General features: G+C 63.3%; 22 protein-coding genes and 2 riboswitches. Of the genes, 4 read left to right on the top strand and 18 right to left on the bottom strand.

Translation table 11 applies throughout. The features are described 5' to 3' along the window. Positions 1-306: 306 nt before the first annotated feature. Entirely contained in the window at positions 307-2,781 is a 2,475-nt protein-coding gene (locus tag ACZ1HH_RS10365; RefSeq protein ID WP_472636589.1) for a CheR family methyltransferase, read from the bottom strand. Positions 2,782-3,078: 297 nt separating this feature from the next. Between ACZ1HH_RS10365 and ACZ1HH_RS10360 the strand changes: the two genes are divergently transcribed. After that, positions 3,079-3,918 carry a tryptophan 2,3-dioxygenase gene (locus ACZ1HH_RS10360; protein ID WP_011539547.1) on the top strand — a complete coding sequence of 280 codons (840 nt, stop codon included), beginning with the start codon at positions 3,079-3,081 and terminating at the stop codon, positions 3,916-3,918. A 1-nt stretch (position 3,919) separates the two neighbouring features. After that, positions 3,920-5,110: a kynureninase gene (gene kynU / locus ACZ1HH_RS10355; protein ID WP_472636588.1), complete on the top strand. Its 1,191-nt coding sequence runs from the start codon at positions 3,920-3,922 to the stop codon at positions 5,108-5,110. Between the two features lie 223 nt (positions 5,111-5,333). On the opposite strand, the gene cobF is transcribed toward kynU, so the two are convergent. From cobF to cbiE, 10 genes are all read right to left on the bottom strand, one after another. Beyond that, on the bottom strand, positions 5,334-6,098 hold the full coding sequence (gene cobF, locus ACZ1HH_RS10350) for a precorrin-6A synthase (deacetylating) (RefSeq protein ID WP_472636587.1): 765 nt from the start codon (positions 6,096-6,098) through the stop codon (positions 5,334-5,336). Positions 6,099-6,170: 72 nt separating this feature from the next. After that, entirely contained in the window at positions 6,171-6,662 is a 492-nt protein-coding gene (locus ACZ1HH_RS10345; RefSeq protein ID WP_011539544.1) for a hypothetical protein, read from the bottom strand. 105 nt (positions 6,663-6,767) lie between these two features. Continuing rightward, positions 6,768-7,466 carry a CbtA family protein gene (locus ACZ1HH_RS10340; protein WP_472636586.1) on the bottom strand — a complete coding sequence of 233 codons (699 nt, stop codon included), beginning with the start codon at positions 7,464-7,466 and terminating at the stop codon, positions 6,768-6,770. 4 nt (positions 7,467-7,470) lie between these two features. Beyond that, complete coding sequence (locus ACZ1HH_RS10335; protein ID WP_084789030.1) at positions 7,471-7,641, bottom strand: CbtB domain-containing protein; 171 nt, start codon at positions 7,639-7,641, stop codon at positions 7,471-7,473. A gap of 39 nt (positions 7,642-7,680) precedes the next feature. Further along, a riboswitch (cobalamin riboswitch) is annotated at positions 7,681-7,894 on the bottom strand. Between the two features lie 91 nt (positions 7,895-7,985). Next, on the bottom strand, positions 7,986-8,369 hold the full coding sequence (locus ACZ1HH_RS10330; protein WP_472636585.1) for a DUF1636 family protein: 384 nt from the start codon (positions 8,367-8,369) through the stop codon (positions 7,986-7,988). Then, entirely contained in the window at positions 8,366-9,103 is a 738-nt protein-coding gene (gene cobA, locus ACZ1HH_RS10325) for a uroporphyrinogen-III C-methyltransferase (protein WP_472636584.1), read from the bottom strand. The genes ACZ1HH_RS10330 and cobA overlap by 4 nt, the downstream gene beginning before the upstream one ends. Beyond that, positions 9,100-10,416, bottom strand: coding sequence for a cobyrinic acid a,c-diamide synthase CobB (locus tag ACZ1HH_RS10320; protein ID WP_472636583.1), 1,317 nt, complete (start codon positions 10,414-10,416; stop codon positions 9,100-9,102). Before ACZ1HH_RS10320 ends, cobA begins: the two co-directional genes overlap by 4 nt. Positions 10,417-10,545: 129 nt before the next feature. Continuing rightward, positions 10,546-11,340 carry a precorrin-4 C(11)-methyltransferase gene (cobM, locus tag ACZ1HH_RS10315; protein WP_472636581.1) on the bottom strand — a complete coding sequence of 265 codons (795 nt, stop codon included), beginning with the start codon at positions 11,338-11,340 and terminating at the stop codon, positions 10,546-10,548. After that, positions 11,337-11,699, bottom strand: a complete 363-nt coding sequence (locus ACZ1HH_RS10310) for a cobalamin biosynthesis protein (RefSeq protein ID WP_416368912.1) — start codon at positions 11,697-11,699, stop codon at positions 11,337-11,339. Before ACZ1HH_RS10310 ends, cobM begins: the two co-directional genes overlap by 4 nt. Then, positions 11,696-12,904, bottom strand: coding sequence for a precorrin-6y C5,15-methyltransferase (decarboxylating) subunit CbiE (gene cbiE, locus ACZ1HH_RS10305; protein WP_472636580.1), 1,209 nt, complete (start codon positions 12,902-12,904; stop codon positions 11,696-11,698). The genes ACZ1HH_RS10310 and cbiE overlap by 4 nt, the downstream gene beginning before the upstream one ends. Here cbiE and ACZ1HH_RS10300 point away from each other — a divergent pair. Then, the gene (locus tag ACZ1HH_RS10300; RefSeq protein WP_472636579.1) at positions 12,903-13,664 is read left to right on the top strand and encodes a cobalt-precorrin-6A reductase; all 762 of its coding nucleotides are present in this window, start codon (positions 12,903-12,905) and stop codon (positions 13,662-13,664) included. The genes cbiE and ACZ1HH_RS10300 overlap by 2 nt on opposite strands. Here ACZ1HH_RS10300 and cobJ read toward each other — a convergent pair. The 7 genes from cobJ to ACZ1HH_RS10265 all read right to left on the bottom strand — a co-directional run bounded on the left by cobJ (position 13,661) and on the right by ACZ1HH_RS10265 (position 21,943). Then, on the bottom strand, positions 13,661-14,482 hold the full coding sequence (gene cobJ, locus ACZ1HH_RS10295) for a precorrin-3B C(17)-methyltransferase (protein WP_472636578.1): 822 nt from the start codon (positions 14,480-14,482) through the stop codon (positions 13,661-13,663). The genes ACZ1HH_RS10300 and cobJ overlap by 4 nt on opposite strands. Continuing rightward, positions 14,479-15,210: a precorrin-2 C(20)-methyltransferase gene (locus tag ACZ1HH_RS10290; protein ID WP_416368908.1), complete on the bottom strand. Its 732-nt coding sequence runs from the start codon at positions 15,208-15,210 to the stop codon at positions 14,479-14,481. Before ACZ1HH_RS10290 ends, cobJ begins: the two co-directional genes overlap by 4 nt. A 16-nt stretch (positions 15,211-15,226) precedes the next feature. Further along, complete coding sequence (locus ACZ1HH_RS10285) at positions 15,227-15,856, bottom strand: precorrin-8X methylmutase (RefSeq protein ID WP_011539533.1); 630 nt, start codon at positions 15,854-15,856, stop codon at positions 15,227-15,229. Between the two features lies 1 nt (position 15,857). Continuing rightward, positions 15,858-17,018 (bottom strand): precorrin-3B synthase, encoded by a 1,161-nt coding sequence (gene cobG, locus ACZ1HH_RS10280; protein WP_472636577.1) that lies wholly within the window; start codon positions 17,016-17,018, stop codon positions 15,858-15,860. Beyond that, positions 17,015-20,260, bottom strand: coding sequence for a cobaltochelatase subunit CobN (gene cobN / locus ACZ1HH_RS10275; protein WP_472636576.1), 3,246 nt, complete (start codon positions 20,258-20,260; stop codon positions 17,015-17,017). The genes cobG and cobN overlap by 4 nt, the downstream gene beginning before the upstream one ends. A gap of 125 nt (positions 20,261-20,385) precedes the next feature. Then, positions 20,386-21,420, bottom strand: a complete 1,035-nt coding sequence (cobW, locus tag ACZ1HH_RS10270) for a cobalamin biosynthesis protein CobW (protein ID WP_472636575.1) — start codon at positions 21,418-21,420, stop codon at positions 20,386-20,388. Between the two features lie 19 nt (positions 21,421-21,439). Then, a complete protein-coding gene (locus ACZ1HH_RS10265; protein WP_472636574.1) occupies positions 21,440-21,943 on the bottom strand; it encodes a DUF1636 family protein in 504 nt (167 codons plus the stop codon). A gap of 98 nt (positions 21,944-22,041) precedes the next feature. Next, a riboswitch (cobalamin riboswitch) is annotated at positions 22,042-22,280 on the bottom strand. Positions 22,281-22,304: 24 nt separating this feature from the next. Here ACZ1HH_RS10265 and cobO point away from each other — a divergent pair. Then, positions 22,305-22,991 (top strand): cob(I)yrinic acid a,c-diamide adenosyltransferase, encoded by a 687-nt coding sequence (cobO, locus tag ACZ1HH_RS10260; protein ID WP_011539528.1) that lies wholly within the window; start codon positions 22,305-22,307, stop codon positions 22,989-22,991. The last annotated feature ends 82 nt before the right edge of the window (positions 22,992-23,073 follow it).

Raw genomic sequence — 23,073 nt, 5'->3', positions numbered from 1 at the left:
GGAACACTAAGTGTCTAAATTAAAGGCGGTATTTGTCAAAACAAGACTAGACAGATCAAAATAATCATGTGTGTGAATTGGCGAACAAGTGCGCTGCCAAACGATTATTGATGGATTATTGTTTCAAGCGACTGAGGCATTTGTTTTTTGTAGAAGGTCCACTCGCTATTTAGAGGGATGCGATTAATTTCGAGGCGTCGCGCAATTTTTCTACGCCGCACCCCGAGTCGCAGCTCTGCGGGTTTGGCCGCGCAAGAACCCTCGAAGGTGATGCGCGATTCCCAGGCTAAGATTATGCGATTCGTTCTACAGAACGGTGACAGTGACACCGATGGTTTCCTGAGTGACGCCCTTTTGAATCGGTGTGAAAGTCAGCGTCTTTGACCAGGTCTCGTCATTGACCTCGAGCGTGCTGCTCTCGCGGGTGCGGAAACACTCGGCCACCTTGGAAACAAGATGCGCCAGCCCTGCACCATCGGTGCAGGCGCCGATATGAGTGCCGTTTGGGGGCAGCTCGGAGAGGCCAAAATGATCGATCGCCGCTGCTGAGGCATGCCTGATCTGCAGGGCCGGGTCGACCAGCAGCGTCGGGTAGGGGGTCGCCTCGAGAACGGCGGCCAATTCAATCGAGAGTTGTTGCAGCTCGGTGGAGTTGATCTGCATTTCCTCGTTGACGGTGATCAGCTCTTCGTTGGTGGCCTGAAGCTCCTCATTCGAGGTTTCGAGCTCTTCATTGGTGGCTTGCAGTTCTTCGTTGGTCGCCTGCATCTCTTCGTTGACGGACTGTAGTTCCTCGTTCGAAGTTTGCAGCTCCTCGATGGTCTGCTGCAGCGCCTCGCGGGTGGAGGCGATTTCGTCCTCGATCTGGCGCACATAGACCATTCGGTCGTCGATATTCATGTCCTCGGTTGCGACGGTCCGAGGCTGGGATTCACGCTCTTCGATCGAAAACAGCACATGGTCTTCACCCTCGCCATCCATCAAGAGCGGGAAGCAGGTCATACGCAATTGGATCAGGTCCGACCCTTCAACATCGTGCCAGCGCCCTGATCGAGTCGATTTGCTGCGCAGGCAAAGAGTGATGAGGCTCGCCGCTTCGGCGCGCAGCTCGGATTTCAGGATTTTGGTCGACATGCGCGGCAGCGCGCTGCTCTCGTTGAGTTCAGTGGCGCTGGAAATATCACCGATTATGCGGATGATAACGTGGTCCTGCGTGGCAATAAACCCATTTGGTGCCAAAGTCCGGATGAGCGCGTCGAACATGTCGAAGGTCTGCGGCGGCGTTGATGCACGGCTCTGTGCAAGCGGGCCGCGATGCAGGGCCGTAAGGGGCAGGAAATTTGCCGTGGCTTGCACGCTCTGCCGCAGGCCGCGTTTGGAATAGATCTTGTCGGGCAGGGAATAGGTTTCGAAATGCCCATGCATCGAGCCGACGGTTTCGGACGACCCCAGGAAGAGTTTCCCATTGGGAACAAGGGCATAGGCCATGCGTGATAGGACTTTTTCCTGCAGGGACGCGCCAAAATAGATCAGCAGATTGCGCAGGCTGATCATGTCCATGTTGATGAAGGGAGGGTCCTGAATAAGGTTGTGCCGCGAAAACAGAACCACCGACCGCAGATGCTTGTTGACCTCCAGCGCGTCGCCTTCGATGTTCATGTAGGTCTCGACATATTGGCGCGGCACGTCGTTGGCGGCCGAGAGCGGATAGATCCCGCGTCGCGCGACCTCCAGCGCCTCGGTGTCAATGTCGGTGGCAAAGATCTGAATACGCTCTTTGCTGATCGCCTTCAGTCCCCCCATCGCTTCGGCAAAGAGGATGGCGAGAGAATAGGCTTCTTCGCCGGTGGCGCTGCCTGCAACCCAGACACGGATCTGGCGATCTCTGTTGTCATCCACCAAACCCTGAATGACCTTGGTGAGCTGGTTGAAATGGGCGTGATCGCGGAAAAAGCGCGTCACCGAGATCATCATGTCCTTGTAGAGCGCATCCACCTCGGTTGCGTTCTCACGACAGAATTCGACATAGTCCTCATAGACGTCGATGCCCTGCGCAACCATTCTGCGCGCGATGCGGCGGTTGATGGTGGTTTCCTTGTACTCGCGGAAATCCACGCCGGTGCGCGCAAGTAGGATATGGTAGAGATCGAGCAACCCGCTGGGGTTGCCGGTAAATCCTCTAAGTTCGGAAAAATCCCGAGGGTTCGCGAGGATGCTGTCGAGTTGCTGGCCGATCATATCCGGCGACATGGTCAGATCGATACACCCCGTATGCACGGCCGAGGAGGGCATACCCTCATATTTGGCGGTGCCGATTTCCTGCGCGATGGTGACCCCACCGGCTTCGCGAATGGCGCGGATACCGTAGCTTCCATCGCTGCCGGTACCGGACAGAACGATCCCGACGCAGCGTTCGCCACATTCGTCGGCAAGGCTTTTGAATAGCCGGTCCGCCAAGGGTTTCGGCGTGCCGGGATGGCCGCTGGGATCACGCAGGGCCAGTTTGCCGTTGTCCACGATGACATCGTAATTGGGCGGCGCGATATAGATCGTGTCGGGCTCCGGGACCAGGTCTTCGTCCGTGAGTTCGATCACCGGCAGTTCGGTTTCTCGCCCGATCAGGGACCACAACAGGCTTTTGTGAGTCGGGGACATGTGCTGAGCGACGACATAGCTGGCATTGGTCTGCGACGGCAGATTCTTGACCAGCGACGTGGTTGCCTCCAACCCGCCGGCCGATGCCGCAATTCCAATGATCACTGGCAGCTCTGCCTTGGCCATGAGCCTGTCTCCTGAATTGGGTATTGCAAAATACGATACCACGATTTGACAGTAAGATGCTGTCAGGGGAATTGCTATCCGCTAAGGGATCTTCTCTGAGTTGTTTCAGATTGTTGGACGATTTTCCAGTGAAGAGACAAGCGAACGAGTAGCTCGTTCGAGAGGAGACTGCAGTTTCTTTAAGCTTAAAGCTTTTTTCTTGCGTCCGGTCCGGTGGCACAATACCGTCTGGCCGACGCTGTCCCCTGCCGGGCGATCCCAGATCGGGCGCCCGTGATCCTGAAAGAGAGGTCCACCATGAGCGATTCCGCCTATAATCCCGGCCAGGACGGGGCAAAGATGGGCTTTGCCGATGCCATGTCTTATGGCGATTACCTGCATCTGGATGCGCTCCTGGATCAGCAGCACTGCAAGAGCGACGCCCATGACGAGATGCTGTTCATCATCCAGCATCAGACCAGCGAGCTATGGATGAAGCTTGCCTTGCACGAGCTGCAGGCGGCGCGTGAGGCCTTGCAGCAGGGGCAGACTGCCGAGATGTTCAAGATGCTCGCGCGGGTGAGCCGGATTTTTGAGCAGCTCAACAGCGCCTGGGATGTGCTGCGCACCATGACGCCCGCCGATTACACCCGATTTCGCGAGGCTCTGGGGCCGTCCTCGGGGTTTCAGTCCTATCAGTATCGTCTGATCGAATATGTTCTGGGCAATCGCAATCCCAACATGCTGCGCCCGCATGAGCATGTGCCAGAGGTGCATGCGCTCCTCAGTGCGGAGCTGGCGCGCCCGAGTTTTTATGACGAGGTGAACCGGTATCTGTTTCAGACGCTCGACGGTCACACCGAAAACCTCCCCGCGCCGAGACTGGATGCGCCGCATGCTCTGGATGAGACGATCCAAGAGCGCTGGCTCAAGGTTTACGGCGACATCGACACCTATTGGACCCTTTATGAACTGGCCGAGAAGCTGGTTGATCTTGAGGATTATTTCCGCCGTTGGCGTTTCAACCACGTCACCACGGTGGAGCGCGTGATTGGCTTCAAGCGCGGCACCGGCGGCACCTCTGGGGTGCAATATCTGCGCCGGATGCTGAGCGTGGAGCTGTTTCCTGAACTTTGGACCCTGAGAGGCGATCTCTGACATGACACACCTGCCCAAAAAACACCTCTTCGATATTCCCGAGGGCATGATCTATCTCGATGGAAACTCGCTTGGCCCCCTGCCAAAGGGCGCGGCAGAGCGGGCCGCCAAGGTGCTGACCCAGGAATGGGGTACACAGTTGATCAAGGCCTGGAACACCGCCGACTGGATGGCGCTGCCGCAAAAAGTGGGCGATCGTATCGCGGGGTTCATCGGCGCAGCACCGGGCAGCGTGGCCACGGGCGATACGCTTTCGATCAAGGTTTATCAGGCGCTTGCGGCGGCGCTCAAGATGCGCCCCGAGCGCCGGGTGATCCTGTCGGACACGGGCAATTTTCCGACCGATCTCTACATGGCGCAGGGGCTGATCTCCACCATCGGCAAGGACTATGAACTGCGCACCGTTGCCCCAGAAGAGGTCGCGGATGCGATCACCGATGATGTGGCGGTGGTGATGCTGACGGAGGTGGACTATCGCTCTGGCCGCCGTCACGACATGATGGAGATGACAGCACGCGCGCATCAGAACGGCGCGGTGATGATCTGGGACCTCGCCCATAGCGCAGGCGCGCTGCCGGTGGATCTGACGGCCTGCAATGCAGAATTCGCGGTGGGCTGCACCTACAAGTATTTCAACGGGGGACCCGGTGCGCCTGCCTTTATCTATGCGCGGCCCGACATTGTGCTTGAGGTGGACCCTGCGCTTGCGGGCTGGCTTGGTCATGATGCGCCTTTTGCGATGGAGCCCGATTATCGTCCGGCGATGACCACGGAGCGTCTGCGCGTTGGCACGCCCTCGATTGTGCAGCTCTCGATCCTTGATACGGCACTGGATGTTTGGGACGGGGTCTCGATGGAAGAGATCCGCGGCGCGTCCGTGGCCCTGTGCGAGACGTTCATTGCCGAAGTCGAGGCCCGCTGCCCGGAACTGACGCTTGCCTCCCCCAGAGAGGCAGCGCTGCGAGGGTCGCAGGTCTCCTTTGCCTTTGAGGATGGCTATGCGGTGGTACAGGCGTTGATTGATCGCGGCGTCATCGGCGATTTCCGCGCGCCCAACATCATGCGCTTTGGTTTCACACCGCTCTATCTCGATCAGGCGGATGTGGTGCAAGCCGCCGAGATCCTTGAGGATGTGATGAAGCGAGAGAGTTGGAAAGATCCCAAGTATCAGGTGCGCTCGCGCGTGACCTGACCTGCGATGGCACACCCTTCGGAACAATAAAGCGTTGCGGCCGGGCGGGGATGCTCCCGCCCCCGTGCAGACCCTTGCTGGCGCAAGTCTCCGCTTGGGGTTGGGCCGGGCAGCCTGTCCTTTGGACAGGCTGCAGCGCTGGGTCGTCCCGTTGGGTGCCGCCGCGACTGTCAGGGACGCGGATCTGGAATGAACCGCCGTGCGTCACGAAAAATGGCGGGGGTCAGCGCAGGCGTTCCAGCATGTAGATATCCATGATCCAGCCATGATCGCGCCGTGCGCGGGCGCGCACTGACAGGATCTGGTCCTGCACGTCGGAGAGACGCCCGGCGATATTGATCTCGTTTTCCATTCCCGCATAGGCGGACCAGTGGATCATGACCTGTGCGGGACGGTCGACGCTCTGGAACGAGCACTCCCCATCCAGCATGATGACCAACGTGTCACAGCCCGCGGGCCAGCCCGCATCGCGGAGCTGGCGTCCGGTGGTGATCTGCACGGGCGCGCCGATCCGGTTGAGGGGCACCCCATGCGCCGCCGTCAGCGCTTGCACCGAGGTGATGCCGGGGATCACCCGCATCTGCATTTCCATGCGCCGACCAAGACGCTCGGCAATGCGCATGGTGCTGTCATAGAGTGAGGGGTCGCCCCAAACCAGAAACCCGGCTTGCCCGCCTTTGGGGAGATGTGCAGCGAGTGTGGCCTGCCAAACCTCTGCGATGGCGTCGTGCCAGTCCTCGACCCGCTGGCGGTAATCCGGAGTGGCCGGATCACGCACGGGAAGGTCGAATTCGACGATCTTGGGCGCCGATGCCGCGCCCGCCAGGACATCGGCGCAGATCGCTTGCCGCAGCCCGGCAAGGTCGTCCTTGCCTGCGCCCTTGTTGGGTATCAGGATCAAATCCTGCGCGCAGATTGCCTCCATCGCCTCGCGGGTCAGGTGCTTGGGGTTGCCGGTGCCGATCCCGATCAGGCTGAGCTGGAGCATAGAAGGCTCTCCATCCGTTAAATCCGTCGCCCCGCAATGGGACGCCCGCGCAAAGAGGTCAAGAGTGCCCCATCAGGGGGCACTCACCACAACGCGCGCCTCGACCGGCACGCCGTCGACGGCGATGGTGCCATGGCTGTTGGAACTCAGAGAGACTTTCACCTCGGTCTCGCCTTCGGGCAAGGCCGCAAGATGCAGCCAGGACCCGTAGAGGCGCGTGATCTTCTCGCCGTTCACATAGACATGTGCATGGCCCTCGCCGGGTTGATCGGCCCCCGAGGCATGCTCCGGGGCGAAGCGAAAGTTCTTGGTCTCCACTTGCAGGTTCCAACCGGACATCGCGTCGGGCGTGACGTGGATCTCGACCGAGGGCGCCTCTGGACCAGAGGGGGAATTCACCAGTGCGGAATGGTCGTGCGTGGCCACGCCGGATCCGCCACCGTGGTGCGCAGGATCAGAGTGATCATGCCCATCCAGGGTGACGCCGTTTCCTGCGGCGGTCAGAAATCCGATACCGCCCCCAAACACAAGGCCAATGGCAAACAGAGCAAGCGAACGGGACATGGAAGGTCATTCTCCGGAAAGTAAACGTATTTGAGGCTGCAGCGCAGTCTCGCAGGCTGTCCCCGCTGCATGCAATGACGCAGCGGGGACAGCCTGGAGGACCGCCTAAGTGTTGGCATCCGCATGTGCGGCTTCGGTCTGCCAGAAATAGGCACAGAACACGCCGAGCAACGCCCATGCCGCCATGCCGATCCCCAAGGCGCGCGCCGCAAAAAGGGCGCCGATCTCGGTGGGCACCGGACCGGCAAAGGTCTCGGGCTCCGGCGCGCCGATCACATGCGGCGCCATCAACAAGAGCGCGGCCACCACATAGGCCACCAGATTACCGCCAAAAGCGATCAGCCACATTGCAACACCTGCGCTCGCCACTGTGGCGGCCCACCAGATCTGACGGGCGCCCACATCGGCGGCGGCAACGCCGGGCACTTCTGGTGCGAGCGAAAAACCGGGCGCAAAGTGAAGCGCCACAAAGCCAGCCAATCCCCACAGCAGGCCCTGTCCGGTGCGGATTTCATGGCCTTGCCGCTCCGCAACCGACATCAAGGCCACCAGGATCAGCGCGTAGCCAGTGTAAATCAGCATGGTGAAGAGGATGCTGAGCAAATTGCGCATCGGCTCGTCAAAGATACCCGGCAATTCGGGATGGGCGGATACGGTCTCGCCGCCGAAATGCACAAGCGCGCCCGATTCATAGAGTTCGGCATGCAAAAGCACCGGCTGCACGAAGAAAAGCTGCAGAAGGGCGGCAATCAGCCCCGCTGCAGCACCAGCGAACAACGCGCCGGTCAAAATGCGTGCGAACATCTGCTTAGTGGCAGGGGAAGCCGGTCGCGTGGCGCACATCATGCGCAGCATCATGCAGGGTGGAGGCCTGCACATGGCCGGTCACGGTGATGATCCCCAGACCCAGTACCACGGCGAAAAGAACCGGGATGATCTGGCTGGCAGAAGCGGTCGTGTTGAGCGTCTTGGTCGTCATAATTCGTCCTCCGTGTCGTCACACCCGACGACACATTCACTGTCCTCGTTTCATACGGCCGGTCTCCTGACTCGCGGGTCGCGGCGATCATTCTCCTTCCCGGCCCAGCGGCCAGTGGATGCTGAATGTCGCTCACCGCTCACAGTCGCGGGGGCGGTTGAGGCTTTGGCGCCGCGATTGGGTCCGCCGTTCCTCATTCCCGTTTCAGTCCCGGCGCTTTGCGCTCTGGGACACCGTATGCCGTCGACAATGCGGCGCGGGCGCGCGATCGGTCAAGCATGAAACCGCCCTTGAAGCGCGCATTCGCGGCATTTTATCACGCAGGTGGTCTTTGACTGGCAGCCTCACTCCTCGGGAGAGGCGGTGGAGCCAGTTTGTGACGCGGCAGTAGTTTCGGGCAGGGGAGCAGGGATGCGCGCGATGGCTTTGAACCTCAGCTCGCCAATTGGGCGCGCATCCGTGAAGGTGCCATCGGCGCTTGCCTCGTAGAGCCGCAGAAACCTGAGTATATCCGGTAGGTCCGCTGCTGTGATCTCCCCAAAGAGATAGGCCGTCTTGCCGCTTTGGCGCACCGAGAGGGTCTGCGGGCGTGCACAACCCGACATGCAGTCAACCGATTGCAGCAGGGCCCTTGGATGAGCCTCCCGCAGCGCCGCTGCCAATTGGGGCAGCAGCGCGGGATCGGCATCTTGGCAGGTCCGGCACAGCGAGATCACCGGTGCGGTCATTGCGACACGAGCGCGTCATCGTCGGCCAAGGGGCCATAAAGGATCAACACTGGCGCGGGGGAGGTGATGGTCTCCAGGAGGTCCGGCAGGGCGGCCACTGTCACCCGGTGCAGCTCTTGGGCGGGGGTCGAGACCCCAAGTGCCACCAGCGCCGGTGTGGTCTCTGGCAGGCCTGCCTCAAGAAGCAGCTCAAGCAAAGTCGCAAAGGTGCGTTTGCCCATGTAGACCACGGTTGTGGCCTCGGGGTCTGCAAGAGCGGTGAGGTTCATATGCTCGGGCAGGCCGCCGGTCACGTCATGGCCCGTGATAAACTGCAGGCGCCGTGCCGTCAGCCGCCGCGTGAGCGGAATACCCGCCGCCGCAGCGGCTGCCGAGGCGGCGGTGACACCGGGAATGATCTCGTATTTGATGCCAGCGGCGCGCAGCGCCACCATTTCTTCTTCGAGGCGCCCAAATACACCTGAATCGCCCGATTTCAGACGCACCACATGGGCGCCGGACTGGGCGTATTCCACCAAGAGCTGGCTGACGTGGTCTTGCTTGGGCGAGGGGCGTCCGGCGCGTTTTCCGACGCCGACCATATCCGCATCCGCGCGCGCATGGGTAAGGATCGGCCCGGAGGACAGATCATCAAACAGTACCGCGTCAGCCGCCTCCAGCCGCTTGACCGCCTTGAGGGTCAAAAGCTCGGGATCGCCCGGCCCGGAGGACACAAAACTGACAAACCCGCTCATGGCTGCTCTCCGGTGATGAGGTGAAAGAACGTGCCGGTGACATGGCCTTTGACGGAGCCGGTCTCGGGCACCGGGTTGCCGTCGGCGTCCATCACCCGGGCCAGTGGGGCGTCTGGCTCATCGAGGATGGTCGAATAATGGAACTCATGTCCGCGCAGAAACGCGCCGCTGTCAAAGCCCGGCATCGGCGCTTCTAGCGCTGCGCGGCGATACCCGAGGTGGAACTTGCGCTTTTCATAGGATGTCACAAGCCCAAGGAGCCCCGCCATCTGGTGCCGCGTGCCGTCCTTGTCGATCAAGGCCTCGCCAAGGGCCATGTAGCCGCCGCATTCGCCATGCACCGGTTTGGTCTTTGCGTGCTCTGCCATGCCTTTGCGCCAGGTGTCGGCTGCGGCGAGGGTGGAGCCGTGTAACTCGGGATAGCCCCCGGGCAGCCAGACCAGATCGGCGTCCTTGGCGGGGGCTTCATTGTTGAGCGGCGAGAAGGGCAGGATCTCTGCTCCGGCGGCGCGCCAACCCTCGAGAAGATGCGGATAGGTAAAGGAAAACGCCGCATCACGCGCCAGTGCGATGCGTTGTGCGGGCGGACGCGGCAGGGCGCGAGGGGCCGGCGCTGCGGCGGAGCTGGCCACCGCCCGGATCGCGTCAATGTCGACGTTTTCGCGCAAGAAGGCCGCATAGCCGGCGATTGCGGCCTCAAGATCGGGGTGTTCAACCGCCTGAATGAGGCCGAGATGGCGTTCGGGCAGCGCCAGATCGCCGCGTCTCGGCAGGGAGCCCAGCACCTTGACGCCCGCCCGCTCCATCCCAAGCCGGGTAAGCCGGTCGTGACGGGGACTCGCGACCCGGTTCAGGATCACTCCGGCAAAGGGCAGATCGGGGTTATACATCTTGAACCCCAGCGCGGTGGCCGCCGCCGACTGCGCCTGACCGCCCACATCAATCACCAGCACCACCGGCCAGCCCATCCTGAGCGCGGTTTCTGCAGAGGAGCCAAAGCCGGACTGACCGCGGGTGGCGACTCCGTCGAAGAGCCCCATCGACCCTTCGCCGACGCAGATGTCCGCGCCTTGGGCTTGTGTGGTGACAGCGTCGAGCAGCGTGTCATCCATGGCCCATGTATCAAGGTTGAAGGACGCCCGTCTGGCGGCAGCAAGGTGGAAGGCCGGGTCGATATAATCCGGCCCGCTTTTGAACGGCTGGACGGTCAGGCCATCGTCCTTGAGCGCGCGCAGAAGGCCCAGCATGACAGTGGTCTTGCCGGTGCCGGAGGAGGGCGCGGAGATCATCAGACCTTTGGGGAAGGTGGTCATTTCGTTACCTCATGTCCTGAGATCTCTTGCCCGGTCGTCGAGCCGGTCAGCGTGCGCCCCTCTGCGCGGGAGGGCGCTTGCGCCCGCACCCAAGCTCGGGCGCTGTCCTTGGTGGCCCACATCATGCGATCAATCATCGCCTTCGCTCCATTCCGACCAGGGGCTGTCGGCACTTTGCGGACGATAGCGGCGGTCATATTCCGCGCCATAGAGGCAGCTTTCCGCAAAATCCTCCGCGCCGAGGGCGCGCCCGACGAGGATCAGTGCCGTGCGTCCGCGAACGCCGTCCGTGGCCTCGATGACGGTGCCGAGCGTGGCTTTGACGATCTTCTGATCCGGCCAGCTGGCGCGCCAGACGATCGCCACCGGGCAGTCCGCGCCATAGGCGGGTGTGAGCCGGGCCACCACGTCGTCCAGCACATGCACCGAGAGGTGAATTGCAAGGGTGGCGCCGGTGGCGGCAAAGTTCTCCAGCGTCTCGCCCTCGGGCATGGCAGAGGCACGCCCGGACGTCCGGGTGAGCACAAGCGATTGCGCCACGCCCGGCAGCGTGAGCTCGGTGCCAAGTGCGGCAGCCCCTGCGGCAAAGGCTGGGACACCGGGGGTGATGTCATAGGGGATGTCGAGATCGCGCAGCCGGCGCAGCTGCTCGCCCATCGCCGACCAGACCGACAGATCACCTGAGTGAAGCCGGGCGATGTCATGGCCTTGGGCATGGGCGCTTGCGATTTCTCCCATGATCTCATCCAGCGACAAGGGGGCCGTGTTGATGATCTTGGCGCCCTCGGGGCAATGGCTCAGGAGCGCTTCGGGCACCAGGGAGCCTGCATAAAGACACACAGGGCAGGCCGCGATCAGATCACGCCCGCGCAGGGTAATGAGGTCGGCGGCGCCGGGTCCGGCACCGATAAAATGAACGGTCATCTTGCTATTGTCTCCGCAAGCGCCACGGTGGCAAGCCCATCCGTGGTCACAAATCGTCTTTGGATCAGGCGCGCGTGTTTGCCCGCAGCCACAAGGGCGCAGGCTTCGGCGACAGATCCGGTGTCAAACCGCGCGTGGATGCGCGGCGAAAGGGTCGGGGTCTGGGCCCCGGAAATCTGATACTCCTCGAGGGGTTCCACACGCAGCCCCTCTGCAAGGGCAAAGGCGCGAAACACCGGGCTCTTGGCTTTGTTGCGCAAAACGGCCACCCAATCCGGGCGCCTGTCCAATGCGGCAAAAGCCTCGGCAAGGCTGGCCTCAGAGGCGCGGTTTGAAAAGCCAAAGCCTGCAACGATCATCGGGTCACGCTCCATTGGATCACGGGGCGCGCGCGGTCCCATCCGCGCAGTGTGCCCAAGGGGCCCGCTTCGGCGATCTCCACCTTCAGCAAATGGCCTCCACGGCGCGCGTGGGCCTGCATCAGGAGAGTCTCCGTTTCCAGCGTGACCCCATTGGCGACGAGGCGCGTGCCTTGCGGCAGGATCTGCCAGAGGTAATCCAGTAACGCCTCCGAGCCGCCGCCCCCGATAAAGACACAATCGGGCAGAGGTTGGTTCTTCAGGACGTCGGGCGCACGGCCCTCTACCGGGGTCAGGCGATGCTCAAGGCCAAAATCGCGCCGATTGCGGCGAATGTTTTCGAGCCTGTCTGCGCGCGCTTCAAAGGTGGTTGCCGTGGCCCCTTGCGCAGCAAGGCACCATTCCACCGATACCGAGCCAGAGCCGCCGCCAATGTCCCACAGATGCGCGCCTCTGCGCGGCGCAAGCGCCGAGAGGGTCAGCGCCCGGATAGGGCGTTTGGTGATCTGCCCGTCGCTGGCAAAGAGCGTATCCTCAAGGCCGGAGGCCTGCGGCAGCCCCTGGCCCCGGGCGTCGATTGCAGCCAGCACGGGCGCGTCGACCTCAGGAAGGTCAAACCCCGCGGCGGTGGTGTGCCGGATGCGTGCGTGTGGTCCGCCAAGGCGCTCCAGAGCGGTGAGGGAGCTGGCGCCAAACCCAATTTCGCAAAGATAGGCCGCAAGTTCCGCAGCGGCGGCACCATCCCGCAGGGTACAAAGGACCCGCTGGCCCGCCTCCAAAAGCGGCCGCAGGCGCGCAAAGGGCGTAGCATGAAGGCCAAGGCATAGCGTGTCTTCAAGCTTCCAGCCGAGGGCATTTGCCGCAAGTGCAAAACAGGAGGGCGCCGGGTGCGAGACCCATTCAGACTGCTCCAGATCACGCAGAAGGCTGCCCCCGGCGCCGTGCCAGAACGGATCGCCAGAGGCGAGCACCACCGTGGGGCGCCCGCGCGCAGCCAGCACCGGCGCGGTGGAAAAGGGCACAGGCCAGCATTGGCCGCGTGTGCCTGCGCCTACCAGATCCAGATGGCGGGGCCCTCCGATAATGATTTCCGCCCTAGAGAGTGCGGATCGGCTTGCATCCGAGAGCCCATCAAGGCCATTTTCGCCAAGCCCGATCAGGGTGAGCCATGGGCGCGAGGGGCCCTTTGTCAGAGGATCAGACATGAGAAAACTTCTGCTTCTGGGCGGCACCACCGAGGCGTCGCGATTGGCTCAGCACCTGGCGCAGAGCTGGGTCCGTGACGATCCGGTGGCCGGGCGTCAGGCGGTGTTTTCCTACGCAGGCCGCACCGCGCGCCCGGCGCAGCAGCCGTTGCCCTGCCGGATTGGCGGCTTTGGGGGCGTGCCCGGCCTGGTCGCCTATCTCGAGCGCGAAGAGATCACGCATGTCGTGGACGCCACACATCCTTTTGCCGCGCAGATGAGCCTCAACGCGACCCAGGCCTGCGCCGAGGCAGGTGTGCCACTGGTGGCCTTTGAACGCCCCGCCTGGCAGTCGCAGCCGGGCGATCATTGGACCCATGTACGCGATATGGCGGGGGCCGTGGCGGCCTTGCCCGAGGCCGGCGCGCGGGTGTTTCTTGCAATTGGCAAGCAGCATGTGGCGGCGTTTGCGGTAAAGCCCGAGAACCACTATCTGCTGCGGCTGGTCGATGCGCCCGAGGACGCGCTGAGCCTGCCCAAGGCCACGGTGGTTGTGGCGCGCGGCCCCTTTGATGCGGCAGGGGATGAGGCTCTGATGCGCAGCCATCGGATCACCCATGTGGTCGCCAAGAACGCGGGCGGCGCGGGGGCCGAAGCCAAGCTCAGCGCCGCGCGCAGTCTTGCGTTGCCGGTCATTATGATCGACCGGCCCGAGGGAGCCGCACGGGAGGTGCTGGGCTCGGTAGCAGAGGTGATGCGCTGGCTTGACCACGGGGCTTAAGCGTCCTTTGTGGCGGTGTTGGCGGCTGGGTGATGAGCGGGCTGGTGTCCAGGCTGGTGTCCGGGTGCAAACCGCGGGGTGTAGACATAAGAGCCGACGCGCCGGGTGTCGCGATTGCCGACGATTACGACGGTGCGCATGTCCGCCATCTCGGGGCGGGCATCGCGGAGCGGCACGGTCAGGATCTCTTGCCCTGGTTTTGTGACATCGCGGGCAAAGCTGATGAGCGTGTCGTCCCCGCAGGCCGCGCGCAGCACCTCCAGCGCGCGCTCGAACTGATGCGGGCGGGATTTGGAGCGCGGGTTGTAAAACGCCATCGCCAGCCCCGCTTCGCCCACAAGCTGCAACCGGCGCTCGATCAGCTCCCAGGGTTTCAGGTTGTCGCTGAGGTTGATGGCGGCAAAATCATGCCCCAGAGGTGCGCCAATCGCAGCGGCCGCAGCGAGCATGGCGGTGATGCCGGGCAGCACGCGGATCTCGAGGTTGAGCCACGCAGGCTGCGTCTTCGCGCCTTCTTCGAGCGCCTCAAACACCGCTGATGCCATAGCAAAGACACCCGGATCGCCGGAAGAGACCACCACCACGCGTTGTCCCGCTGCGGCCATTTCTAGCGCTTGGGTGGCGCGGTCGACCTCAACCCGGTTGTCGCTGGCATGAAGCGTCAGCCCCGCGCGCGGCGGGATGCGTTTTACATAAGGGATGTAGCCGACCACATCGGTGGCCTCGGCCAGCACGTCCTGGACCTCGGGGATCACCATGCTCTCGGCGCCGGGGCCAAGGCCTGCAATCACCACCCAGCCTTTTGGGGTGTCACTCATGGGCGGCGTCCTTCTCCGTGCAGGATCACGATAGAGAAATACGGTACCTCGCCGTCGACATCGGTGAGCTTTTGCACCGTCTGGGCCGGCATGGTGCCGCGCTCCACAAGCCAAGCGTCCTGCAACCGGCCGGCAGCCTCGAGTGCGCGGCGCAGCTTGGGCAGGTTGCGGCCGATCTTCATGACGACCAGCGCGTCGGTCTGCCGGATGCGCTGGGTCAGTTCGTCTTCGGACAGCGTCGCCATCGCGACCGTCAGGACATCATCGCCCCAGGTGATCGGCTGACCGGTGGCGGTCCAGCAACCTGACATGCCGGTGATGCCGGGGATGATCTCGACCTCGGCGCGTCCTTCCAGCCGGGTATGCAGATGCATGAACGATCCATAGAGAAACGGGTCGCCTTCGCACAGCACCACCACGGTTTGCGTGGCTGCGATCTCGGCCAATGTGTCGGCCCATTGGTCATAAAAGGCAGCAAGCTGGCGGTTATATTCCGGGTCGGAGAAATGGATCTCTGTGGTGACCGGGTATTCCATTGGGTATTCGGTGACGCCCGCAGGCAAGAGGCCCTCGACGATGGCGCGGGCTTGTCCGGCGCGGCCTGCCTTGCGGAAATAGGCCACATGGGTCGCGCCTTGCAGGGCGCGCCAGCTTTTGACGCTCATCAGCTCCGGGTCGCCAGGACCGAGGCCCGCACAGATGATTTTGCCGGATTGGGGCACGTTCATGATCGATCCTTCCCCGTCATTCTTTCCAGGAGGCAAGCGCATTGACCGCTGCCACAGTGATGGCAGACCCACCAAGACGTCCTTCGACGATCATCGACGGCACAGGCAGGTCCTCCATCAGGGCGTCCTTGGATTCACGCGCGCCGACGAAGCCCACCGGGCAGCCGATGATCGCTGCGGGACGCGGACAAGCGGGGTCCTTGAGCATGTTCAGAAGATGAAACAGCGCAGTTGGCGCATTGCCGATGGCGACCACTGCGCCGTCGAGTTTGGGGCGCCAAAGCTCCAGCGCGGCGGCAGAGCGGGTGTTGCCCATCTCACGCGCCATCTCAGGAACCTTGGGGTCGCGCAGAGTGCAGATCACCTCGTTGTCCGCAGGCAGGCGCGGGCGGGTTATGCCCTCTGAAACCATGTAGGCATCACATAGGATCGGCGCGCCGTCTGCCAGCGCGGCACGGGCGGTTTTGGCCATGCCCTCGGAAAAGCGCACGTGCTCTTCGAGCCCGACCATGCCTGCGGCGTGGATCATGCGCACGGCCACGACCTCTTCATCCTTGGTGAACCGCGCCAGATTGGCCTCTGCGCGGATGGTCGCAAAGCTCTCGGCATAGATCTTGGCGCCGTCGGTTTCATAGGTGTGCAGCATGTCAGGTGTCTTTCGTCAGGATGTGCGGCGCGGCGCGCAGGGTGCGCGCAGTGAGGTCGGAACGCAAGGGGGCGTCGCTGGCGCGGCCCTTGCGGATGAGATCAAAGCGGTCTGTGCCGGTGGCGGTCAGGGTCACATCGGCAGGCTGGGGATGGGCGCAGCCCTTGGCGCAGCCGGAGACGTGCAGGTGGGTGCCCGCCTGCAGATGCGGTGCGAGATCACGGGCAAGGTCGCGGGTTTGCGAAAGCGCCTGCAGGCATCCGGGCGCGCCGGTGCAGACGCTCACTTGCAGGCGCGGATCTGTTGCACCCAGAATGAGGCCGGGCAGGGGCGCGATGTCTTGGGCGTCTTCGACCAGCATCATGCGCCACGGCGTGAGGCGCAAGGCACTGTGTTTGGCAAGCGCCGCGAGGGTCGTTGCGTGGATCTGGCCAAACTCGAGGGCCACGAGCGCTCCGTTTCTGGTAAGGCCGGGGGCAGGCAGGGGGGCACCCTTGGCCACATCTGCGCCATGCGTGTCGGGGGCGCCGCGGCGCGAAATCAGCGCGTGCATCCGGCCTCGACCCTCGGACGCGCCGCCTTGCTCGAGGAACCAGCGGGCAAGCGCGAGGGCCTGAGTCGCGGCCTCAGTCTCAGTGACCTCAAGCGCCACATCTGCGCCATCAGCGCGCAGCATGAGGCGGTCGCCGTCGCCTTCGATGCGAATGTCGGCAGCGGTCGCTTGCAAGACGGGCGCCTCGCCTGCATCCACTGCAAATCCAAACTTGCCGGGCAGGTCGAGGGTTGTGGCGTCGGACAGAAGCGCGGCAAGACGCTGCGCGATCTGGTGGCTCCGGTCGCCGCTGCGCCAGAAGGGGGTGAGCAGGATATTGCGCCGCGCTTCGGCGTTGGCGTCGGCTTCTACAAGGCCCAAATCCTGCAGCGCTGCAATGAGGTTCGGGTGATCGCTCTCTTGGATGCCGCGCATCTGCAGGTTTGCCCGTGCCGAAAGGTCAAGGAGGCCATTGCCATACCGCGCGGAAAGTTCTGCCACCGCCCCGGCCTGCTCCGGCGAGAGCCGCCCCATAGGCGCGCGAATGCGCACCACAAGCCCGTCACCGGACATCATCGGCCTGAGCGCACCGGGGCACCAGCCATAGACTTTGGGCGCAGGGGCGCTCATGCCGCGCCCTCCAGTGAGGCCAGAATGAAGTTGCGTCGCGTCACCCAGAGACCGGCATCGCGCAGGGCGCGAAAGCGATCCCACATCGCCTGCAGCGCGGCGGGGTTCTCGCGTTCCAGAAACGCCACCAGATCCTCACGCCCAAGAGTGGCCTCGAAATAGAGGTCAAAGAGATGCGCGGGCACCACCTGCGCAAGATGCGCAAAAGCGGCCATGTGATCGAGCGTTGCCGCAATCTCTGCCGCGCCGCGAAACCCGTGGTTCATCATCGAGGTGGCCCAATGCGGATCGGCAGCCCGGGCGCGGGTCACGCGAGCGATTTCTTCTTGCAGGCTGCGCGCCTGTGGGCGGTCCATGCGGGTTGCGTCCATGTGATAGAGCGAGGGCGCTTTTGCCCCAAGCCGCTTCATCGCCGCTGCAAAGCCCGCCTCATGGGCGGCATAGTCAGAAGCCACCAGCACATCCGTCTCTGCAAGATCCTGAAGATGCACGAAACTGTCCGCGTTGCGCAGGCGTTTTTCCAAGGCGTCGCGTGCCTCGGTGATCTCTCCCTTGGCATCGATCGCGTGGGAAGAGGCCGCAAGCCACGCCTCGCCAGCCGCCGCGCGGGCCTCGTCGGAGTAGTCATCCAGATGCTGCGTCATCCCCAGCCCGTAGAGACCCGGTTTGGGACCAAAGACACGCGGCGTGGTCTGAAGGTAGGGGTTGTCGCCTGGGTCTTCTTCGCGCGCACCGAGGGCGGCGGCGGCGGCCTCGAACATTTGCGCAAGACCCGGAAAGACATCACGAAAGAGGCCCGAGACGCGCAGGGTCACGTCAATGCGGGGCCGCCCCAAAAGCGCCAGCGGGATGACCTCAAAACCTGAAACTCGCTCGGAGCCTTCGTCCCACTGCGGCGCAAGGCCCGCAAGATGCAGCGCCATGGCGAATTCCTCGCCCGCGGTGCGCATGGTGGCAGAGCCCCAGAGATCGACAACCAACCCCGAGGGCCAATCGCCATGATCCTGAAGATGGCGGCGCAACAGCTCTTCGGCGAGTTTGACCCCTTGCGCCTGCGCCGCCCGCGACGGAACCGCGCGGGGATCGGTGGTAAAGAGGTTGCGCCCGGTGGGCATCACGTCCGAGCGCCCGCGGTAGGGCGACCCGGACGGCCCCGGTGCCACCAGCTTGCCCCGAAGCGCGCGCAACAGGCCCTGCATTTCCTCGGCGCCATGCGCCCCGCGCCCAAAGACATGCAACCCCTCACCGTATTGGCTTTCCTTGATGTCGCAGACAAAGCGGTCAATGCGGGTGATGGCCTCTGCGGCAGAGGCCTCGGTGGGGATGCCGAGATCCTCTTCGACGCCGGTGCCTTGGGCTTCGGCGCGGATGTCGGCAATGAGCCGATCGCGGCGCGCCGGATCAAGACCATCGGCGGTGGAATACTCGTCCAGCAGGCTCTCGAGCCGTCCCATTCCGGCTGGCAGCGTGGTTTCAGCCAGCGGCGGCGGCATATGGCCGAGGGTGAGCGCACCGATCCGGCGCTTGGCCTGTGCGGCCTCGCCCGGGTCGTTGACGATGAAGGGGTAGATCACGGGCAGATCCCCCGCGAGCACCTCGGGCCAGCAGGCCCCAGAAAGTGCCACGGCCTTGCCCGGCAACCATTCGAGCGTACCATGTGCCCCCACATGCACAAGCGCATCCACCTGGTCACGAAGCCAAAGGTAGAAAGCAACATACCCATGGCAGGGCGTGCGCTCGAGGTCGTGATAGTCGTCATCGCGGGCTTGCACGTCGCCGCGTTCCGGTTGCAGCGCGATCAGCGCTTTGCCGGCCCGCAGCGCGCGAAAATGGAAGACGCCATCGCGTACGGCTGGATCCTGTTCGGGCGCCCCCCATGCGGCCTTGAGGTCATCGCGCAAGGCTTCGGGCAGCTTGTGGAGCGCCGCGATATACTCCGAGAGGGGCCAGGTCAGAGTGTCCTCGGACAGACGCGCGCCGAGGTCCGCCTCAGGGGCGACGTCATAGCCATCCCGGGCCAAGGCGCTCAGGATCTCTGCGGTAGAGGCGAGCGCATCCAGCCCGACCGCATGGGCGAGGTTGTAGTCGCGTCCGGGATATGTCGAAAGCACCAGCGCAAGGCGTGTCTCGGCGCGCGCCTGTCGTGCCAGCCTGAGATGCGCCTCGATCCGGTCGAGTGCTGCGGAAATGCGTTCGGGATCGGCGCGATGGGTGAAGCGAGAGTATTGCAGATCCGGGTCGCGTTTTGTCGGCGCCTTGAAGCTGACCACTCCTGCAAAGAGCCTGCCGTCCACTTCCGGCAGCACCACATGCATGGCCAGATCCGCAGGCGAGAGGCCCCGGTCCGCCAGATCCCAGTCCTTGCGTCGCGCGGTCGAGAGCGCGACCTGGAAGACGGGACATCCTACAAGGCTCAGGGGCGAGGCGCTGCCATCGCGCCCCTGCGCCGAAAACGCGGTGGCATTGATGATCGCAACCGGCGCGCGCTGCGAAAGCTCTGCCCGTAGCCATTGGACAGCGGCGGGGGCTTTGAGGCTGGGGGCGAAAGCACCAAAAGCCGCATAGCCACGCGCGCGCAATCCCCGCAGGATTTCATCGATCGGAGCCGTATCAGCGGAGGTCAGATAGGAGCGATAAAACGTCACCAGCACCAAGGGCTTATGGGTCTTGGGTAGGGCGCTGAGCGCGCCCTCGTCGGGATCGTAATAGCCAAAATCCGGCACCGTCTTTTGACCAATCACGGGGCTCGCATAGAGCCCCGACGCCAGTGCCAGTTGCGCCAGCGCGGCCTGCGCGGCCACGGCCCCGCCCGCATCGCAGAGCGCCTGAAGACGGCGCAGGGTCGAGATCGGCAGGGTCGAGAGCTCGTCAAGGCGGGGATCTTCCCGACCGTCGGCAGGCAGGACGGCAAGCGCAATGCCCTTGCGCCGGGCCAGGTCCTGAAGCGTCGCCAGACCGTAGGACCAGTAGCTCTCGCCACCAATCAGACGCACCAAGACGCCTTTGGCGCCTTCGAGGGTTTGCTCGGCGTAGACATCCACCGAGAGCGGATGTTTGAGCGCGACCAGATTTGCGAGCCGGGTCGAGGGCAATTTGCCCGCCGCGCGGTGCCAGCCTGCCGCAAAGGCGCCAAGGTCACTGTCGGAGAACGACAGCACCACCAGATCGCCAGGGGTCTGCCCGACGTCATAGGGGGTGTCTGTTTCTCCGAGTCCGTGGCTCTCGCGGAAGACGACGTGCATGAGGGTGGTCCGCTTCGTTCAAATCGGAGAGGGCAGCGTCAGACCCTGTATGGGTGCAAAGCGCCCTCCCGGGGAGGGTCGGGCGGGACCTCACGGCGAGAGGTCAGCGCCCTTGGTGTGGAAACTCAGGCCCCGAGGTCGGCGTGGATGCCTGCTGTGTCGATGTTATCATGCTCGGCGATCACCACCAGCTGGGTTTTGCGCTCCTGTGCGCCCCAGGGTTGGTCGTATTGCGCGCGCAGACGTTCGCCCACTGCTTGTACCAGCATTCGCATCGGTTTTCCTTCCACGGCCACATAGCCCTTCACCCGCAGGATGTTGCGGCTGCGGGCCATCTCGATGATCCGTTTTTGCAGGTCTTCGGGGTCGGATACTTCGCCCATTTCGACCACGATCGATTCAAAATCGTCATGTTCGTGATCGTGATGTCCGTCGTGATGGCTCGGGCGGGCATCAAGGTCGTCTTCGGCTGCAGCTTCCAGTCCGAGGATCACGCGCGGATCGATCACGCCTTCGGTCATCGGCAGAATCGGCAGTTTGCGCGGGGCCTCAGATTCGATGATCGCGCGGGCTTTGTCGACACCGGCCTCACCGGCGAGATCGGCCTTGGACAACAGCACAATATCGGCGCAGGCGATCTGATCTTCAAAGACTTCGGAGAGCGGGGTTTCGTGATCGAGGCTCTCGTCTGCCTCGCGCTGGGCCTGCACGGCGTCCAGATCTGGGGCAAACTGGCCCTTGGCGACGGCCTCGGCATCAGCCAGAGCGATCACACCGTCAACGGTGATGCGCGAGCGGATCGCGGGCCAATCAAAGGCCTTGAGCAGCGGTTTGGGCAGCGCCAGGCCAGAGGTCTCGATAACGATGTGTTCGGGCGGTTCGGGCAGCGCCATCAGGCTCTCGATGGTGGGGATGAAATCATCTGCCACGGTGCAGCAGATGCAGCCGTTTGCGAGCTCCATGATGTTCTCTGCGGGGCAGTTGTCATCCGCGCAGGATTTCAGGATGTCGCCATCTACTCCGGCGGTGCCAAATTCGTTCACCACCACAGCGAGGCGCTTGCCCTGCGGGTTCTGCATCAGGTGACGGATCAATGTGGTTTTGCCCGCGCCCAGAAAACCGGTGATGACGGTGACGGGGATCTTGTTCAATGAGGTCATGTGAGATCGGCCTTTCGGATCAATCCTTTGCGCTTTGCAACGCAGGTGTGTCTGGGGTGTCTTCGGTCTGAGCGCCGGGGGCTTGTGTCGGCGTGAGCGCAACACTTGGCATGGAGACGGGCGGGATGCGGGCGATGGATTGCTTGCGAAACACCACGGGGCGCTCGCGCCAGGGCACGAACCCATCCTCGGTCGAGGCATAGGCGGCCGCGCCGGCAAGGATCTCGTCGAGATGCGCGTCGGGGTCGAGATCGCCGTAGATATAGCCCCAGCGCGCAGGGCCGCCCGATAGATGCAGCGTGCAGGACCGCTTGCAGGCCGAGAGACATTCCACCCCACGGACGGTGACGCCTTCGGGCAGGGCGCTGCCTGCCAGCCGGTCCGCCAGAATACGTCCCGGGCGCGGAGCCTCGGGGTCGCTGCCTTCTGGGCGGCAGGTGGTGCAGACGGTCAGAACGACCGGCTCCGGACCTTGATCCTCTGGGCTTTGATCGTCCGGGCTCTGATTGGGGATCTCTCCCATGCGGCCTTTTCTCCTCCTCTGGGGCGAAGCGGGGCAGGCCAGATGGGGGCGCGCGCAAGTGCTGGCAGGCCCTCAACCGGTCGCGGCACACCCCGTCCGCCGGTTCTCACGCGTTGGCAGGTCTCCCGGCTTGCGGATAGATCGGCCCCGAGTGGGGCGCGAACGGTCTCCCTGCCTTCCCGGCCTGCCCACAAGGGGCGCGCCAGTGGCGGTGGAAGACCTCTCCGGTCACGGTCGCGGGGGCGGCTGTGTTTGGAGCAAGGATGATCCCGGCCCGACACATTCCCTCTTCGCCCAAAGGCTGTCACCTTCGGGAACCAACGAAATTTCCTTGCGCCATGGGGCATGTCTTTGTCAAGAGATGGGCAAACCCTGGGTCAGACCCGCAAGGAGCAAGACAGTGAGCGACCAGACATCCCAAAAGTCCGAAACCGGCATCTCAGAAGAAGAAGCGGCACGCCATGCCTCGAAGATGGCCAAAAAGAAGGCCGCGCGGGACCGGATGATGAAGACGAAAGATGGCGAAAAAGGTCTGATTATTGTTCACACCGGCCCGGGCAAAGGCAAATCCTCTTCGGGATTCGGTATGATCATGCGCTGTATCGCCCATGGCATGCCCTCGGCGGTGGTGCAGTTCATCAAGGGGGCCTGGCAGACCGGCGAACGGACGCTGATCGAGGAAAACTTCTCGGATCTCTGTCAGTTTTACGCAATGGGCGAGGGGTTCACCTGGGAGACGCAGGACAAGGCCCGGGATATCGCCGCTGCGCGCGCGGGCTGGGAAAAGGCCAAGGAGATGATCCTTGATGAGAAGAACACGATGGTTCTGCTCGATGAGATCAACATTGCGCTGCGCTATGAGTATCTTGACCTTGAGGAGGTTCTTGAGTTCCTCGTCGAGCACAAACCGGCGATGACGCATGTGGTGCTCACCGGGCGCAACGCCAAGGAAGAATTGATCGAGATTGCGGATCTGGTCACAGAGATGACTCAGGTGAAGCATCCCTTCCGTGCCGGGATCAAGGCGCAGAAGGGCGTGGAATTCTAAACCCCAAACGCAGGGCGCGGGGTGGGGATGCGAGTCGCTGCCTCGCGCTCCGGGATATTTCTTGTTAGAAGAAGAGGGGCCG

This window comes from Epibacterium sp. HA2-3 (genome assembly GCF_055693725.2).
This window is presented reverse-complemented; position numbering and strand designations above follow the sequence as displayed.